We start from the raw sequence: 15,240 nt of genomic DNA, 5'->3' as shown, positions 1-15,240 counted from the left end.
AGCATTTTCATGTCGAACCTTTTGATGTTGCTGATTGTTGCGGGTAGCTCGTCTCTTTGCGCGTGTGCCGCCCAACCGCAGGCACGCAGCGTTGACGTCAAGCCGCCGATCGTTGTCCATCAGCCAAAACGTGAATCAGGTGACTTCACGGTCTGCAAGGACGGGAGTGTGCTGGTCTTCCCTGCATCACACCCGTTGCGCTGTTCCTGACTATTCATTTTTCTCGTCATCGCCCCGCTTCCGATAGAAGCGGGGCTTTGGCCGTATACCTCTATCTCCGGAGAATTCCATGAAGAAGCAGATCATCCTTGCGACCATCACGGCGGCGCTCGTCTCGGCAGGCTGCCTGCTGCTTGCGCAACCCGCAGGCGCTGCAGAGTCGGCCATTGAAGTGGCGTTTTCGCCCGACGGCGGTGCCGAACGGCTGGTGCTGCGCACCATCGACGGTGGGCAACGCTCGATACGGGTGATGGCGTACGACTTCACGTCCCCCACTGTCGTGCGGGCGCTGATCGCCGCAAAAAAGCGCGGTGTCGTCGATATTGCTGCGATAGTCCACGGTCACTGCCACATCGGAGGACCGCGGCGGTCGTGCACACGCTGCGCTTGGCGCATTGACCTACGCGGGCATTCCTGTGCGCACGGTCAGTGCGTTTCCGATACAGCACGACAACCGTAAACCGGAAGGGTGTTACATCGCTGTAAGTGGGCCACTTTCGGGAGTCGTCAATGTTGCCGATACGGCCGCATTTGGACAGCGAGGAGGCTAGGCGTGAAGAAGAAATCGTTCGTGGCACTGGCACTGCTATTGGCCACATTCGCGTGCTTCGCAGCCGACCTTCCGGACCCGGGATTGACTCCGGGGGCTATCAACCCTGATGTCACGCAGGCAAACATCGGCAGTACCGTCTGTGTGAACGGATGGACCAGAACGGTCCGGCCGCCAGCGTTCTATACGAACCGGCTCAAGAAATACCAGATCCGCCAGTACGGCTACGCGGACACCGACCCGCGCGATTACGAGGAAGACCACCTTATTCCCCTGAGTGTCGGCGGTAGTTCAACTGATCCAGGGAACTTGTGGCCGGAGCCCCGCAAGTCTGAGTGGAACGCTGAGCGCAAGGACGAACTCGAGTTCGCCCTGTACATGGCGGTATGCCATGGTGAAGTCAGTCTTGACGAAGCCCGCCACGCGTTTGCGGAAAACTGGATCGACGCATACAGACGCTATGGGTCGCTGTTGCAGCGTTATCGCCATGGATCGGCGGATTGAGGAGATGACCGTGCCGTGTGAACTTGCCTCCGAACCTGTGCTTGATGTTCGTCACCGCGATACTCGTGACGGTGCTATTTATGGCGGGCGTCTATATCGACGCTTGTCACATATGTCACGGGAGCAAGACCTGATGAGAATGTTTTATACCAGCGATGACTTTACCTACAAGGGCCATGCATGTCCGGGAATTCCATTCCTCTGCGAAAACGACATGGAATTTGTGATGGAAGTCAACGACTATCTTCTTTGGACAGCCTTGGAAAATGCGAGTACCGCTAGCCCGGCAACTTGGAAAAGTCACGCTGAATCGCTTGACGATTACTTCTCATGGCTGCGGGCCAATCTGCTGTCGTGGGATTCAAAGCCGAACAAAGGCCGGCAAGGGGAAGAGATCTCTACGCCGGCCATCTACCGGAACTGGTCGCTTGGTCTCGTGGACCCGGGAACAGGCAGGCAGCAGGTCCAATCGAGCACCGTTCGCAAGCGACTGACGCACATCATGGCGTTCTATCGGTGGGCGGCACGTCGCGGCAGGATCGACTTCGTTCCATGGGAAAGCAGAGACTTCGCATTCGTTCCGGAGGTGCATCCGGACATGTACCGCCATGCCAGAGCCGGACGTATCGTCGAGAGGGACAACCTTCGACCCACGGCGAGGAAGAAGCTCGTGCCGCTGCTTACCATTAACCAGTGCCGTGAGCTGCTGAAAGCGTGTACGACAGAAACGCTTCGGTTGATGACGAAACTGATGCTGCAGACCGGCCTGCGAAATGCGGAGTGCAGGACGTTTCCCAAGAAGTATGTCTTTGATCCGTCACCCGTGTCACGCAATCGACGCATTCCGGTCAATCTCGATCCGGCAGACATGGAACTCAAACACGGCAAGGCCCGTCGTGTCTATGTCTCGTGGCACATGATGAAAGACCTGTTCGACTACCTGAACTTCGGCGAGGGAGCATTCCGCTCACGTTCTCACCGCGAGGCCATTGGAACACCTGCGACCGTTGCGTTTCTTAACCAGGGAGGGGGCCGGTGGAATGAAAAAGGGTTGAATAACGCGTACCGGAAACTATGGGCGCCCTCTGGATCGTCACCGCCGGTGCTCGGCTTCAGGGCGACTCCGCACATGCTAAGGCATACGTTCGCGACGTGTGAGCTATTCGCCGAAAGCAAACGGGTCAACCTCGGCCATGCACTGGCATGGGTACGGGATCGTCTTGGACATAGCTCAATCAGTACCACGACTCGTTATGTTCACTGCCTCGATCTGTTCGGAGAGACAGATCTGAACGAGTATCAGCTCGAGATCGATGGCCTTCTTGCAGGAGATGCGTCATGAAGCGCCGTAAGAACTACGAAATGCCGACGACGCGGGGAGACGAACTTGACGGCCTCTTGATGGTAAGGACCATTTGCCCCGTAAGCGCGGGGGCGAAGAGCTTTGATTTCGATCGTTGGCGCTTCGTGGGCGGCTCGATCGTCGATACCGATGTTGGCGCGCCATCGAATGTTGACGCTGGGAGATCGGAGATTGTCTTTGCGATGCGTGACGCTGTATCGCGTCTTGCAAAGACATTGTCTCCCGGAAGTATCCTTACAATATGTAGCAGCGGTATTCCACAGTGGTTCGCATTTCTCGACGATCTGGCTACGAAAGGGCAGAGGGTGTCGAAGATGACGGACATCACGAAGGATTTGCTCGATGCTTATGTGATCTGGCTGCTGCGAAAGCCCGCGGACACCGAAACAGGCTTTCTGTCGTATGCGACCGCCCGAGCGATCTATACGCATACGAAGTCCATCCTGCTTGAATGCGTCTGCGTTGGCATTCTGAGCCGCGATTGCCTTCCGGTGAACCCATTTCCAGGAAGCAATCGATCTGGCAAAGGGCACCAGCCGTATTCCAAGGACGAGATGGGTCGGCTTATGGCCGCACTTGTCGCTGATCTTGCAGCTATTCGCGAAGGGCATTTCGACGGGGGAGAGAACGATACGCTCCTCGTCTATTTCCTGCTCATCGCGGCGAGAACAGGACGCAACCCTGCACCGCTTCTTGAATTGAGGCGTGACGCCTTGCAGCCACATCCCCTGAAGCCAGATAGTCATGCCTTGCTGACAACGTACAAACGTCGGGGAAACAACATTGCCGTGCAGTCGTTCCGGCAGGGTCGAAACATCGAAGACTTTGTGACTGTGCGGACGGATGTGGCGACCTTGTTTCGTGAGGTCATGGCGTTGACCGAACAGCATGTGGCACATGTACCGTTGTCTGAACGGTCATTGCTCTGGTTATGTCGGCGGATGCCGAATGGCGGCTGGGGGGACAAGGTCGCTCCGATCGACGCGTCCATGTTGAATGAAGCGACTCGCCGGTTTGTTGACCGCCACCGCCTTCTGTCTGATGAGGTCAATCCGCAAACCGGCGAACAATCTCTGATGCGGGTGACGGTCATGCGGTTGAGAAAGACCTTTGCAACGCGGATATGGCGGCTAACGGGTGGGGATTTAATCAGAGCCTCCAACGCGCTGGGGAATCTTCCGAGGATGACGGACTCGCATTATCTCGCGGTCACACCGGAGATGGAGCGTAATCACAAATTCGTCGGGCTTTGCCTCGAAACGCAGTTGCGGGGCACCCAGGAAGACCCCGAGGTCCTGTCGAAGATGGCGGACGAGATGCGTGTGTCAGTCGATGAAGTTCGCCTCGTCCTGTCCGGGAGACATAACACGGGTGTCGGGCGCTGCAGTTCGCCGTTTTACGGAAAATTCGCGCCCCAAACGAGGGAGCGCGCATGCACGGCATTCCTTCACTGTTTCCGGTGTCCCAATCAGGTGGTGATGGAAAGCGATCTGTACCGCCTGTTCAGCTTTTACTGGCTACTGATCAAGGAGCGCAACCTGCTTGGGCGTAATCGCTGGCACAAAGTTTACGGCTGGGTGATACGCGAAATCGATCAGGTGATCTCCGCCCGCTTCCGCGCGGACGTCGTGCGAGCGGCAAGAACCGCGGCGCGACGGGATCCTCATCCCATGTGGCGTGAAAGGTCGATTCTCGGGGGAGCGGCAAATGACTAACGCAGCAAGCCATCTGGTTGATATCCATGCGACCGCAGTTTCTGCCATCCCGGATCTTATCGTCACCCAGCGAGGCGAATTCGTGGTTTCCCGCTTCAGGGATGTTTCATGGGACCTGTCGCCGTACATCCATACACGCAACACGCGGGGGGCAGCTATTCGGTTCGATGTCGAGTTTGATGACGGCTCGACGCTGATTGACGCCCGTCACGCTCGTCTCCTGGAATCAGCAAAGCGGTTTCTGTACGAGCGCTGGCGTGTCAAGGGGCCCCGCTCTGGGAGACACATTTCCGCGAAAACGCTATTCAATAACTGGAGCCAACTACGACTGCTGCTGAAATGGATGGTACGCAACGGTATTGCGTCGTTTGCCGAGATGTCGCCGGAGCGCTGTCTTGCCTATGCGAAGGAGTCGAAGGAGGCACTCAAAGACAGTTCTCTCAACATCAGCCTGCAGATCCTGACCACGTATTACGATCTTCGCGATCACCTGAACGATCGGTTGCCGGGCTACCCGTGGGGAGATTCGTCGTCGTCTCTCATCGTCAAGGGTAGTAAGCCGCCGCGGAAGAGGATCATCGGTGATGCGACGACCGAGATTGTTCCGGTACGGGTGCTACAAATCATAGTTCAGAAAGCGCTCGAATACGTCGAGCAGCATGCTCACGCGTTGCTGCGCGCTCGGGACGAAATCCTCGACATTCGTGAGCAAGAGTACGCGAAGCTGGTTGAAGCGCATCAAGCACGTTACCCCGATGGCTTTGCGAGTATCTACAAGAACGAGGACGAATACCTCGCTGTCCGTGTTGGGCATCTGTCGGCTCCGCAATCAGCGCAAGTTGCAGCCCGGTATGGCTATGACTCCGCACGTCAACTGAAAGAGCAACTTCTCTATCTGCGTTCGGCCTGTTACATCGTGTTCGCCGCATTCTCCGGTATGAGAGATTCGGAACTTGCGTCGCTGGAGATAGGCTGCTTCTCCAGGAGAGAAGGGTTCGACGGAGAAGTCTTCTGCTGGCTGAAAGGAACGACCTACAAGCTCGAGCGCGACCCTCGTCCGGCGGAATGGATGGTTCCAGAGGTTGTCGGGAAGGCTGTCGCCGTAGCAACCCGTCTCGGCGCGCCGTATAGGGCAGTGGCCAATGCGATGAACGAGGCGTTCCAGGCTGTCGCCGGTAACCCGTCGCTAATTAACTCCGCTCGCGGTGAGATGGCTAGGAAGCTGCATGAGCGCGAGCGACATCGAGACACCCTTCTGATAGCAGCCAAGGAAAAGGGGAGGATCCGGTCGTTCGGGGGAGCTGTTGCGGCTGCCGCGCTACGAGCGTTTGCACGTATGTCTGGCGCAGTTGTGACGCAGGAGGATATGGAGGGAGTCCGAGATCGGGATGCGGTCGAGGTGGGGAAGCCTTGGCCGCTGACGCCGCACCAGTTCAGGCGAACCTTCGCTGTATTTGTCGCCCGAAATCTCATGGGGGATGTGCGGTATCTCCGGGAGCATTTCAAGCATTGGTCCATCGATATGACGCTCTATTACTCGCGGCAGGAAGCCGGCATCGATTCGACAGTGATCGAGCAGATTATGTTCGAGCGAGACGAACTGCAGGCAGCGATTCTGGAAAAGTGGATCAATTCAGAACGGCCGCTCTCAGGAGGCGGGGGTCAACGGATTGTTGCGTTCCGTGATCGCCGGGAAGTAAAGACCGTATCGAACATGGAGGACTTCTGCCGCAAACTCGGCGACGACGTGTTCGTGCGCGGTACCGGCCATTCATGGTGCCTTGCGAGCGGATCCGGCTGCGGCGGGCATGGTCTCTACGACGCGATCCGTTGCACGTCCTGTGGCGAAGGCGTGATTGACGAGAGCCACATCCAGATATGGCGGGGCATTCGAGATCAGCAGATCGAGGTGCTGAACCAAAGCGACATCGGAATAGCGTCGCGTCAGCGGTGCATTGACCATCTCGAAGCTGCGGAACGCGTCCTGGTCGATCTCGGCGAATCAATCAAGCCGCATGTAGTGCCGCACAGTGCCCCGCCTTCGGAGTTCCATTCATGAAGAAACGCGAAACAGCGACGGCACTGGAGATGGCGATCAAGCGAATCCGGCATGGAGTTCCGAAGGTCGTGCCGCCTGGCCAGCGACTCAGTATTGCAGCGGTGGCCCGCGAGGCCGGTGTCAACAACGCAACCATCCACAACAGGCACCCGGATATTGCGGAAAAGATCCGGCAATTCATCGGTGAATCTGACGAAACGAGGCTCGACAACGTTCGGGATCGACTCAAGGAGTGTCAGACGAAGCTTGCGATGCTGCGCAACGAACACGCGCTATTGAAGATCGATTTGCAGCGTTCCCAATCGATCAATCTTCGGCTGCTCAAGGAGAACGAGCTACTGCGGACGAACTCAACCAACCAGACTAACGTATTCACATTGCGGAAATGAAGACCTTGCACACCACCATCCATACTTCCTTGTGCGCAACTTACGCGAAGTCACAACTTCAGCGGCGCGCCGGCGGAACCGTCTGCTCCGCTACGCTTCGCAGCCGATTCCGCCGGCGCAAGACCGGGGCCGCTGTGGGAACCACTCCCCACGGCAGTAACACTGTGAGGGTTACGGTTCACAGCAAGTACATAGTTTGCGACGGTTCAACCGTTGAAACGGGCTCATATAACTTCAGCCAGGCAGCAGCACGGGTTAATTCAGAAAACGTGTTGGTGCTGTCGAACCATCCAGAAATCGCGCAAGCGTATCTTCAAAACTGGTCCGATGTCAGCGCATCAGGCGAGGCGTATCGCGCCCCCTGACGGGTAGCTGGTCCTCCTGTCACTTTCTATACCCCGCGGGTAAGCGACCCCCGCCGGGGTCGCTCCGCATTCACTTGTGGAGTTCCCATGTTTGAAGCGGCAATTCTTGGAGTTTTCTCCGGGCGAATCGACATCGAAGCAGATGTGATGAAGTCGGACACGTCGGCTGACCCTCGATGTACGGAGCGTGGGCGATGAGTCCGGCGACGATCGAGCCGAGCTGGCTTTCCTCGTATGCGACCGGAGAGAAACTAGGTTGGGCGCAGGCTGTCATGGCTTACGCCGACTATTACTGCGTTGACGGAAGCGCCGACGAAGATCCGGAAATAGAAGAGCGGCTGATCATGCATCGGCCGCCGATGGTGGGATACGCGAGCCGCACCGGCACGCGTCGCAATCTCGAAGCACTGGCCGGCGCGGAATGGCGCCTTCTGGTTTCGGCTAAGGGCGCACATCGCCCGGAAGGCATGCGGTATGCGCTAGATAATGGCGCGTGGACTGCATACCAACAGGGCGAGCCATTCGACGAGTTGGCGTTTATGAGCGTCGTCGAAAAGCTTGGCGAGGGTGCCGACTGGATTGTCCTGCCAGACATTGTGCAGGGCGGCCTTGCGTCGCTCGAGTACTCGCTGCGCTGGAAGGAACGTCGTCAGTGCAGGCAAGCCCTTTGGATTGCAACGGGTTTGCCAGGTGCTCGAATTCCCGCGTTCGACGATCTATGCCGTTCGTGCCAGAGCGAGCACCAACGTGACGCCGATGGTTCAGCGCAGACGTGGACCGAAGCCGAAGATGCCTGATGTCGAACTGCTGAAGGCCATCTGCGACGATCTGGCGGCTTCGCCCTTCATCGGCGAGGGGCACCGCAAGGTCTGGGCGCGGCTGCGCATCGTGCACGACATCCGCGTGTCCCGGACCCGCGTACTGCGGTTGATGGGCGAGCACGGGTTGCTCTCGCCGCACCGGCAGGCGCGAGGCGAACCCAACCTTCACGACGGCCGGATCACGACTGATCGCCCGAATGAGATGTGGGGTACCGACGGTGTGCGCATCGCGACCGTGGACGACGGCATGGTGTGGATCTTCTCGAGCGTTGATCACTGCGATGGCATGTGCACCGGCATCCATGCCGCGAAAACTGGTGACCGCTTCGCTGCTCTCGAGCCAATCTCCCAAGGGCTGCTGGGCGAGTTTGGCTCGGTAGTCGCCGACTCGGGCCGCGGGTTGTCGCTGCGTATGGATCACGGTTCGCAGTACACGTCGGACGACTTCCGTAACCAGATCAGGTTCTGGGGCATCGCGCCGAGCTATGCCTTCGTCGCCGAACCCCAGACCAACGGCGTCGCCGAGCGGTTCAACCGGACAATGAAGGAACAGGCTATTCATGGGCGCATCTTCAAAAACCTGGAGGAAGTTCGTGCTGCCGCCATCGCGTTCAAGGATCGATACAATCGCGACTGGCGTCTTGAAAAGCTGGGCTTCAAATCACCCCTCGAAGCCCGTCAGGAACGGCTGTTGAAGCTGGCCGCCTGAGCTGCAAAAGCGTGTCCAAACAACCGGAGCCGGTACATCGCCATCACCCGCATGATCTTTTCCGAGTCAATTTTTGGAAAGAGCGCGTTGGCACTGGGATTCGCGCTCGTCATGGCCAGACGTGCATGCGAACAACAGATCGCTCTTCGCAAATGCCATGATCGACCGCCCGGGTAGATCAAAGGCATGGGCCATCAGCAGATGCGCACCGTACCAGGCGACACTTACTCATCAGTCAGGAAGTTTGCCGACGAATATCCTATGCTTGGTTATCTTGGGACTCGTCGGAGCATTTCATGAAGAGAGATGGCCGGGCATTGGCTCATAACACGCTTGAGGAAATGCGCATACTCGCAGTGAAACGCATGGCTGAGGGTGAGCACCCCGATGATGTCGCGGCGTCGTTCGGGATGCATCGATCGTGGGCGTACAAGATTCGCGCTCAAGCGCGGGGACGAGGTCATGGCGTACGTGCACTGCTTTCGACCACCGCTACAGGCCGTCCGCGCAAACTGACCAAACAGCAGGAAACCACCGTACTTCGCTGGATTCACGGCAAGAATCCGCTGCAGTACGGGTTCGATTTCGCACTGTGGACGCGCGCTCTTGTAGCCGAGCTGATCCAACGCGAGTTTGATGTCAGACTGAGTCTGGCTTCGATCGGTACGCTGCTTGCCCGCCTGGGTGTGACGCCGCAAAAACCGCTCCAACGTGCCTATCAACGTGATCCAGTCGCCATCGAACGCTGGCAGCACGAGACCTTTCCCGCCATTGCGCAGCAAGCCAGCCGCGAGAATGCCGATGTTTTCTTCTGGGACGAGTCTGGCTTTCGGGCTGACTCGGTTCACGGCAGAACCTGGGCGCAGCGTGGCGAGACCCCGATCGTCGAGCGACCTGGCGAACGCCAAAGCATGAGCGCAGCCTCAGCCGTGAATTCCAAGGGAGCTTTCTGGTTCGACACTTACCCCGGCGCGCTCACGGGCGAGCTGTTTGTCGTTCTGCTCGAAAAGTTGATGTTCCGACGCCGTCGCGCCGTGCATCTTATTGTTGATAGCTTGCCCGCTCACAAAAAGGCGTGCGTCAAAGACTATGTGAGCAGCACCCAAGGGAAATTAACCCTGCACTTCCTGCCTGGTTACGCACCGGATCTGAATCCCGACGAGCTGGTCTGGAGCCATGCCAAGCGTACCGGCGTCGCCAGACGTCCTTTGATGAAGGGCGAAAAACTCGCCCAACGCGTCCGCAAACAGCTCGCCGATATCGGCAATAGCCCCGCTCTGGTTCGATCGTTCTTTCAATATCCATCTGTCCGCTATGTTACTGACTTGTGAGTAAGACCAGCACGCAGCGCAAAATATTCGCCATCCGCTTTTCCCTCACTCTGCGAATTCAAGACCCAGTTCGACAAATGCCTTCTGGATCTTCCGCCCTCGCTTGTTCGCCCAAGAACAGACAACCATTCCGGGCGTCGTTGCGACTCGCCCCGGCCTCGTGGATACGGCCGCCAGTGCCGCGTCGCCTTCCACGGTCATAACCTGCATCTTGCCTTGCTGCCGTACCTTGTCGCCGATTTTGAACTTTTGCATGGCCCTTTCACGTTGTGTCCGAACTACAGCCAGTTCTCAACTTTCAGCGCCGGCACACGCCGAAACTCCCGCTCGTTATTCGTGACCACGACAGCGCCGACGCAGCGTGCATGCGAAGCGATCAAGAGATCGTTCGCGCCGATCATCTGACCGCTTTTGTGTAGATGCGCGCGAATCTCCGCATAGTGCTCGGCTGCTTCTTCGGGCCACTCCATCACCGTCAAGTGTTTTACAAAGGCGTCTAGCGCCGGTCGATTGCGTTTTGCCTGCGACGACAACTTGATTCCAAACAGCAACTCCGCGAGAGTAATAACTGAAATGGCTTGTTCATCGATGGGCGTTGCGAGCAGCTTCCCGCGTAGGTTTTCGGACGGGCCACGCATTACAAACGCACACGTGTCAGTGTCCAGCATGTACAACGGCATCAGATCGGCTCCCGGTCCTGAACAGGCAAATCGACCACGCCGTCCATGAAGTCCGGCGTCGCACGCGGGCCCGACGCGAGATATTCGGCCCACGAATCCGGCTTCGGGGAAAGAACAATGCGTTCCCCATCACGACTGATAAAGACCTCTTTTCCCTCGAAACGAAATTCAGCGGGAAGCCGAACGGCCTGACTGCCGCCGCTAGTGAATAACTTTGCAATACGAGACATGGCTAACTCCCGGTCCACAAACCAACGTAGCTACAAGTATATATACGTCCGTAGCTATGTCAATATCTATGTCGGACCGGACCGCACCCAGTGTTTATCGGCTGGGTTGCAGAGTCACTTGAGTGCGTTCTTAAAGCCTATTACGAGGACGTTCGAGAGGATGCGGGGCAAAATCGCCACGCATCCCGCGCGAACGCTCAGCTCATTGGAAAACCCGGTGACCGCCTGGACCGGCCGACGCATGCGCGGGTAAGCGTTTTTACCGTAGACGCCGCACCGCTGGCACGGACAATGCACTCTGTGCCTGATAACCCGGGAGCAACCTCATGGAACGAGCATTTGAGCAGACGGTTTCCGACCTGCGCATGCTGCTGCGCGGCCAGCCGCAGTGGACTACCGCCGACGTGACCGAGTTTGCGGTCGTGTATCTGGCCGTCGACGAGCTGCGCGGCGCCTTTCTGGCCGTGGACGAGCCGGACGGCCTGGACGAGCCTTTTGCCGTTGACGCCTGGTTCATCGGCCAGGTTGGCGAAAACCTGCAGGAGTGGTTCGCGCACCCTCACTTTACGCACCGGCCCGCGCTGCGCACCTGGACGTTCGACCCACCGCCCGCGGACACTTGCGCGTAGCGCACGGCCCAGTTCTGATTGAGGAAAAAGCATGTGCTACGGCGACCCGGACCAGCTACTCGCGCAACTTCTCCATGCGGCTCCACCCGCGACCGGCTCCAACGGCCACACCGCCGAAGACGACTTCGCTCACTTCTGCGCGTACTCGGGCCTGAGCGAAGACATCGCCGGCCACTCCGCGTTTGCGTGGGCCAGATGCGCCTATATCAGCGCCTGGCGGCCACGCGGTACGCCTTGAAGCGCTACCACGTCTGCTGCCGGATCTGCCATGCCACGGGCCACCAAGGCAACGAACCGGACTGCCGGGAACGCCGCGCCCGCGAGTGGGCCCGGCGTACTGCTGCGACGGCCCATCGAGGCAGGCGACCTGATGCTGGCGACGCCGCGTCGCGCGCCGTTCTCGGACGAAGAATGGATTTACGAATTGAAGCTCGATGGTTTCAGGACTCTCGTGCGCAAGACCCGAGACCAGGTCGAGCTGATATCCCGTCCGGGCAACCCGCTTAACCTGTCTTTCCCGGATATTGTCGGGGCTGTCTCGCAGGTGCCCGGGGATTTCATCTGGGACGCCGAGCTGACGGTCGACAACCCGGACGGCCGTCCCTCATTCCATCGTTTGCAGACCCGCGCCAAAACATCGCGTCCTTCAAACGTGCGCGCAGCTGTTACTGCCCATCCCGCGCGGCTTTACGTTTTTGACATGCTGGCAACTGGCGATCGCGATCTGAGAGGCCTTCCGCTTGATGCGCGCAAGCGCCTGCTTCGCGACGCCTTCGGAGACACGGGCACGCTCGTCTATCTGTCCGGCATTGTCGCCGCCGGACACTGGGTGTTCGAACAGGTGCAGGCCCTCGGTCTGGAGGGTATGGTGGCCAAGCGCCTTAAGTCAACGTACCAGCGCGGCCGGTCGCCCGACTGGCAAAAGGTCAGGAACGCCCGATATAGCAGGCCCGCAGCCCCTGGGGTTCGTTCATAACCGGGACCATGGGACGCCGTGCCGGAAGTCGGAAAATTCGGAAGACGATGGGAGCCCGCTGCATTTGTCGACGATGCGCGGGGCGTGGGTCGTGGGTTCAGGGTGCTTTGCGCGGAACTCGTCGGCAGCTGCCGTTAGCCAATCAACGACGGCTGTGCATCGCCTGTGGCATCGCCGGCACTGCGCTTGGGGGGCTTGGGTGCGGGTTCCGCGAGCATCTCGTCAGCAGGCAGGTTCAGGAAAGAGCGCCCCCGTCAGCGCTTCGCGACAAACCGTAGGGGACTTGCACCCCTTGATCTATACCGATGTCGTTTCCCCGGGGAAACGAAAAACGCACATACGTTCGTTTTGTGCGTCGCGCCGACGCAAGCACGTTTTCGTCGTTCACTGGTCCCTCGACTTTGGTTGTCATATTCTTCGACACCGACAGCCGGCTCCGGCCCGAGCTAGTCATTGACAGAGAATTCAGCGACAGCGCCGTTCTCATCCCGATATGTAATGTGTGCGGTGCTCGCCAGCACGGCAAGTAGACCCTCGAAGTGAGATTGCACATCCCCCTCATGCGCATCCTTCTCTTCCCAGCGCAATATCATATCGGCTGCTGCCAAGGAGGGAGTTACGGTGAGGAGCCGGTCAACTCGATACGTATGCCATAGCCGTTTTAACTTTGCCGTGGCATCAGTTTGCCAATCGCCCGTCAGCACCGGATCGCCCGCGCGACGGCCGGAGTTCCCAGCCGCCGTCTGGAATCGTTGCATATCGTAGCGTGCGACAGCTTTGGCATGTGCGTCAGCCAGAGCTTGGGCTTGGGCTTGGGCTCGAGCTTCAGCCTGCGCCTCCATCATCAGCTGACCGGCGCGCGGGTTGAACAGCCACTTTCGTCCTTCGACTCGCTGACAAAGGATCGGATTTTGTTCCAATCCACCGTGCGGTCCAACCTCCATGCTTCAAGTTCGATCGCCGGCGTCTGCATGCAAGCAAGTTTCCGGAGCTTCGCGTCGGCCACCGGATGCTCAACTGCGACTTCAATAATTAACTGTCGGTCGTGCGTTGTGACGACAGCGTCGGCGACGATTTCGCTCAAACGGACCTCGAGTTGCGGCGCAACATATTGGACCGCGCGCCCCTCCAAACAACGTTTTGCGTGACCAACATGGGTGCCAACGCTCGCCCGCGCCTCGACAATCAGATCAGGAAGGCGGATCAAGTCTCCTTCGAGGATGACTTGTTTGACGGCCTTATGCAGTGCCGTCTCGGCCGCGTGCCGACAATCCGCTTTAGATAGATGCGCAAAGTGCCAAGCGGTTTGATTTCCCTTCTTGGCAATCACACGTGAACCGCAGGCAACGCAACAGCACTCACATGCTTTACCGCGTGCAACCTCCGAAACATGCACAAGCTCGGCCAATGCGTTCAGCGCGAACACCGCGTCTTTCGCTCGTCCATCCCGTGGACTCGGGCGAACGGACCCCGTTGAAGTGATGCGCATTAGTCAGGATCTCCGCGGAAATTGAGTGCGTAGCAGGCGGTTCCCATCGCTCCGACGAGACTTCACCGGGTGCGCACGCAACGGTGTGGATGTTGCTTCGCTGTAGCACATCGTTAGGAAATCGATGCGTTGATGTTGTCTGTGCTTGCTCAGAAACGGAACCTGCTGCGCTATCGTTTGATGACCCGTTGCGCCGCGCGCTGGATCGCCGCCATCTTTCGCTGAAGATCGCGCTCCCTCTTGTTAAGCGGCCGATCTCCTGCTGAATTCGGAAGGTCCTGACGCGCGGGCAGCTGCACTACAGAGTTATCGAGTTTGTCTATCGTAAGGGCATTCAGGACGCCCCTGGCCGCTGGTGACATCGGTAGCATCGCCATCAAGGCGAAGTTGGCCGGAGTAAAGAACACCCGTGCTGCCTCGCACTCTTCGAGGACGCGTCGTGCATCTTCTGGCAAATGGACTGATTCGTTGAATAGTTTCTGGAGCCCTGCGATGTCGACGGCTTGCGGATCAGCAGCGAGCAGCGCATCTGCGCGACGCCAGAGTGAGGTAATCCGTCGCTCCGAGAGTGATAGCGCAGCCGAGCCGCGGATAACGCCTTTCTCAACTTCCTTGTAGCGCGCGGCAGCACGGTTGCTTGCCAACCCAGACGCTATGAGATCGCGGACTTCCGATTCTGAGCGTTCCACTACGTCGACAACTGCCATACTGGCGCCACCGCTGATGCGGCGCCGAAGTTCCCAGTCCGCCTCTGGACAAACTGATGCGAACGCGGCGATGCGGCGGACCCAATTTTCCGCCTCGTGGTATGCGGCGCGTACTTCACGTTCCGTTCTTTCAAGCGCTGGTCGGTCAAGCAGGATCGGCAGCATTGCCTCCCGACGTCGCGACTCGGACAACTTGAGCATCTCCGCCGTGAACTTCGACGAGAACTTGTCCTTGTCGGCGCCACAAACGTGCCCAATGTTAGAGACTGTGCCGTCTTCGAGCTCGATGATCACCCCTGCCTTGTGCAGCGTGCCGCAGTTCGTCAAGGCACAGTGCGTTTCGGATGCAAAGCCATACGGCCAGATAACGCGCCGGAGCCCGACCTGCGCGGGGTTAACCTTCTCCACGTAGCCTGGCAAGTTTCGGAGATCGGCTGGCGTTCTGACTGTTTGGCAAAGTTGATCAATGTCGATTAACATACACTTGGTAGTAGAGTAGGAAGA

The 15,240-nt window shown here is 58.4% G+C and carries 20 protein-coding genes; 14 read left to right on the top strand and 6 right to left on the bottom strand.

Features of this window, described 5'->3' with window-relative positions; all coding sequences use genetic code 11:
- Positions 1–9 precede the first annotated feature (9 nt).
- From B0G77_RS39665 to B0G77_RS39615, 11 genes are all read left to right on the top strand, one after another.
- On the top strand, positions 10–210 hold the full coding sequence (locus tag B0G77_RS39665; RefSeq protein WP_133667319.1) for a hypothetical protein: 201 nt from the start codon (positions 10–12) through the stop codon (positions 208–210).
- Between the two features lie 79 nt (positions 211–289).
- On the top strand, positions 290–679 hold the full coding sequence (locus B0G77_RS39660) for a hypothetical protein (protein ID WP_133667318.1): 390 nt from the start codon (positions 290–292) through the stop codon (positions 677–679).
- Positions 680–772: 93 nt separating this feature from the next.
- Positions 773–1,273, top strand: coding sequence for a hypothetical protein (locus tag B0G77_RS39655; protein ID WP_243751478.1), 501 nt, complete (start codon positions 773–775; stop codon positions 1,271–1,273).
- Positions 1,257–2,615, top strand: a complete 1,359-nt coding sequence (locus tag B0G77_RS39650) for a site-specific integrase (protein WP_243751477.1) — start codon at positions 1,257–1,259, stop codon at positions 2,613–2,615. The genes B0G77_RS39655 and B0G77_RS39650 overlap by 17 nt, the downstream gene beginning before the upstream one ends.
- Positions 2,612–4,351 (top strand): integrase, encoded by a 1,740-nt coding sequence (locus tag B0G77_RS39645; protein WP_133667317.1) that lies wholly within the window; start codon positions 2,612–2,614, stop codon positions 4,349–4,351. Before B0G77_RS39650 ends, B0G77_RS39645 begins: the two co-directional genes overlap by 4 nt.
- On the top strand, positions 4,344–6,410 hold the full coding sequence (locus B0G77_RS39640) for an integrase (RefSeq protein WP_133667316.1): 2,067 nt from the start codon (positions 4,344–4,346) through the stop codon (positions 6,408–6,410). The genes B0G77_RS39645 and B0G77_RS39640 overlap by 8 nt, the downstream gene beginning before the upstream one ends.
- The gene (locus tag B0G77_RS39635; RefSeq protein WP_133667315.1) at positions 6,407–6,799 is read left to right on the top strand and encodes a TetR family transcriptional regulator; all 393 of its coding nucleotides are present in this window, start codon (positions 6,407–6,409) and stop codon (positions 6,797–6,799) included. Before B0G77_RS39640 ends, B0G77_RS39635 begins: the two co-directional genes overlap by 4 nt.
- On the top strand, positions 6,796–7,164 hold the full coding sequence (locus tag B0G77_RS45410; RefSeq protein ID WP_133667314.1) for a phospholipase D-like domain-containing protein: 369 nt from the start codon (positions 6,796–6,798) through the stop codon (positions 7,162–7,164). Before B0G77_RS39635 ends, B0G77_RS45410 begins: the two co-directional genes overlap by 4 nt.
- Positions 7,165–7,358: 194 nt before the next feature.
- Entirely contained in the window at positions 7,359–7,961 is a 603-nt protein-coding gene (locus B0G77_RS39625) for a hypothetical protein (RefSeq protein ID WP_243751476.1), read from the top strand.
- A complete protein-coding gene (locus tag B0G77_RS39620) occupies positions 7,954–8,694 on the top strand; it encodes an integrase core domain-containing protein (RefSeq protein WP_208116592.1) in 741 nt (246 codons plus the stop codon). The genes B0G77_RS39625 and B0G77_RS39620 overlap by 8 nt, the downstream gene beginning before the upstream one ends.
- A gap of 296 nt (positions 8,695–8,990) precedes the next feature.
- The gene (locus B0G77_RS39615; protein ID WP_133667312.1) at positions 8,991–10,025 is read left to right on the top strand and encodes an IS630 family transposase; all 1,035 of its coding nucleotides are present in this window, start codon (positions 8,991–8,993) and stop codon (positions 10,023–10,025) included.
- Positions 10,026–10,070: 45 nt separating this feature from the next.
- Here B0G77_RS39615 and B0G77_RS39610 read toward each other — a convergent pair whose 3' ends face one another.
- Genes B0G77_RS39610 through vapB form a run of 3 tightly spaced genes read right to left on the bottom strand, consistent with a single transcriptional unit; the run spans position 10,071 to position 10,935 of the window.
- A complete protein-coding gene (locus B0G77_RS39610; RefSeq protein WP_133667311.1) occupies positions 10,071–10,280 on the bottom strand; it encodes a hypothetical protein in 210 nt (69 codons plus the stop codon).
- 23 nt (positions 10,281–10,303) lie between these two features.
- The gene (locus B0G77_RS39605; protein ID WP_208116591.1) at positions 10,304–10,693 is read right to left on the bottom strand and encodes a type II toxin-antitoxin system VapC family toxin; all 390 of its coding nucleotides are present in this window, start codon (positions 10,691–10,693) and stop codon (positions 10,304–10,306) included.
- An 11-nt stretch (positions 10,694–10,704) separates the two neighbouring features.
- Complete coding sequence (gene vapB, locus B0G77_RS39600; protein WP_133667309.1) at positions 10,705–10,935, bottom strand: type II toxin-antitoxin system VapB family antitoxin; 231 nt, start codon at positions 10,933–10,935, stop codon at positions 10,705–10,707.
- A 326-nt stretch (positions 10,936–11,261) separates the two neighbouring features.
- Between vapB and B0G77_RS39595 the strand changes: the two genes are divergently transcribed.
- The 3 genes from B0G77_RS39595 to B0G77_RS39585 all read left to right on the top strand — a co-directional run bounded on the left by B0G77_RS39595 (position 11,262) and on the right by B0G77_RS39585 (position 12,540).
- The gene (locus B0G77_RS39595) at positions 11,262–11,564 is read left to right on the top strand and encodes a hypothetical protein (protein ID WP_133667308.1); all 303 of its coding nucleotides are present in this window, start codon (positions 11,262–11,264) and stop codon (positions 11,562–11,564) included.
- A 31-nt stretch (positions 11,565–11,595) separates the two neighbouring features.
- Positions 11,596–11,802 carry a hypothetical protein gene (locus tag B0G77_RS39590; RefSeq protein WP_133667307.1) on the top strand — a complete coding sequence of 69 codons (207 nt, stop codon included), beginning with the start codon at positions 11,596–11,598 and terminating at the stop codon, positions 11,800–11,802.
- Positions 11,803–11,934: 132 nt separating this feature from the next.
- Entirely contained in the window at positions 11,935–12,540 is a 606-nt protein-coding gene (locus B0G77_RS39585) for a DNA ligase (RefSeq protein WP_133667306.1), read from the top strand.
- A gap of 446 nt (positions 12,541–12,986) precedes the next feature.
- Here the strand turns inward: B0G77_RS39585 and B0G77_RS39580 are convergent, their stop codons facing one another.
- From B0G77_RS39580 to B0G77_RS39570, 3 genes are all read right to left on the bottom strand, one after another.
- Complete coding sequence (locus B0G77_RS39580) at positions 12,987–13,385, bottom strand: hypothetical protein (protein ID WP_133667305.1); 399 nt, start codon at positions 13,383–13,385, stop codon at positions 12,987–12,989.
- The gene (locus B0G77_RS39575; protein ID WP_166656383.1) at positions 13,385–13,966 is read right to left on the bottom strand and encodes a competence protein CoiA family protein; all 582 of its coding nucleotides are present in this window, start codon (positions 13,964–13,966) and stop codon (positions 13,385–13,387) included. Before B0G77_RS39575 ends, B0G77_RS39580 begins: the two co-directional genes overlap by 1 nt.
- Before the next feature lie 233 nt (positions 13,967–14,199).
- Complete coding sequence (locus tag B0G77_RS39570; protein WP_133667303.1) at positions 14,200–15,216, bottom strand: hypothetical protein; 1,017 nt, start codon at positions 15,214–15,216, stop codon at positions 14,200–14,202.
- Positions 15,217–15,240 lie beyond the last annotated feature (24 nt).

Source organism: Paraburkholderia sp. BL10I2N1, from assembly GCF_004361815.1.
In the GTDB taxonomy this organism is placed as follows: domain Bacteria; phylum Pseudomonadota; class Gammaproteobacteria; order Burkholderiales; family Burkholderiaceae; genus Paraburkholderia.
This window is presented reverse-complemented; position numbering and strand designations above follow the sequence as displayed.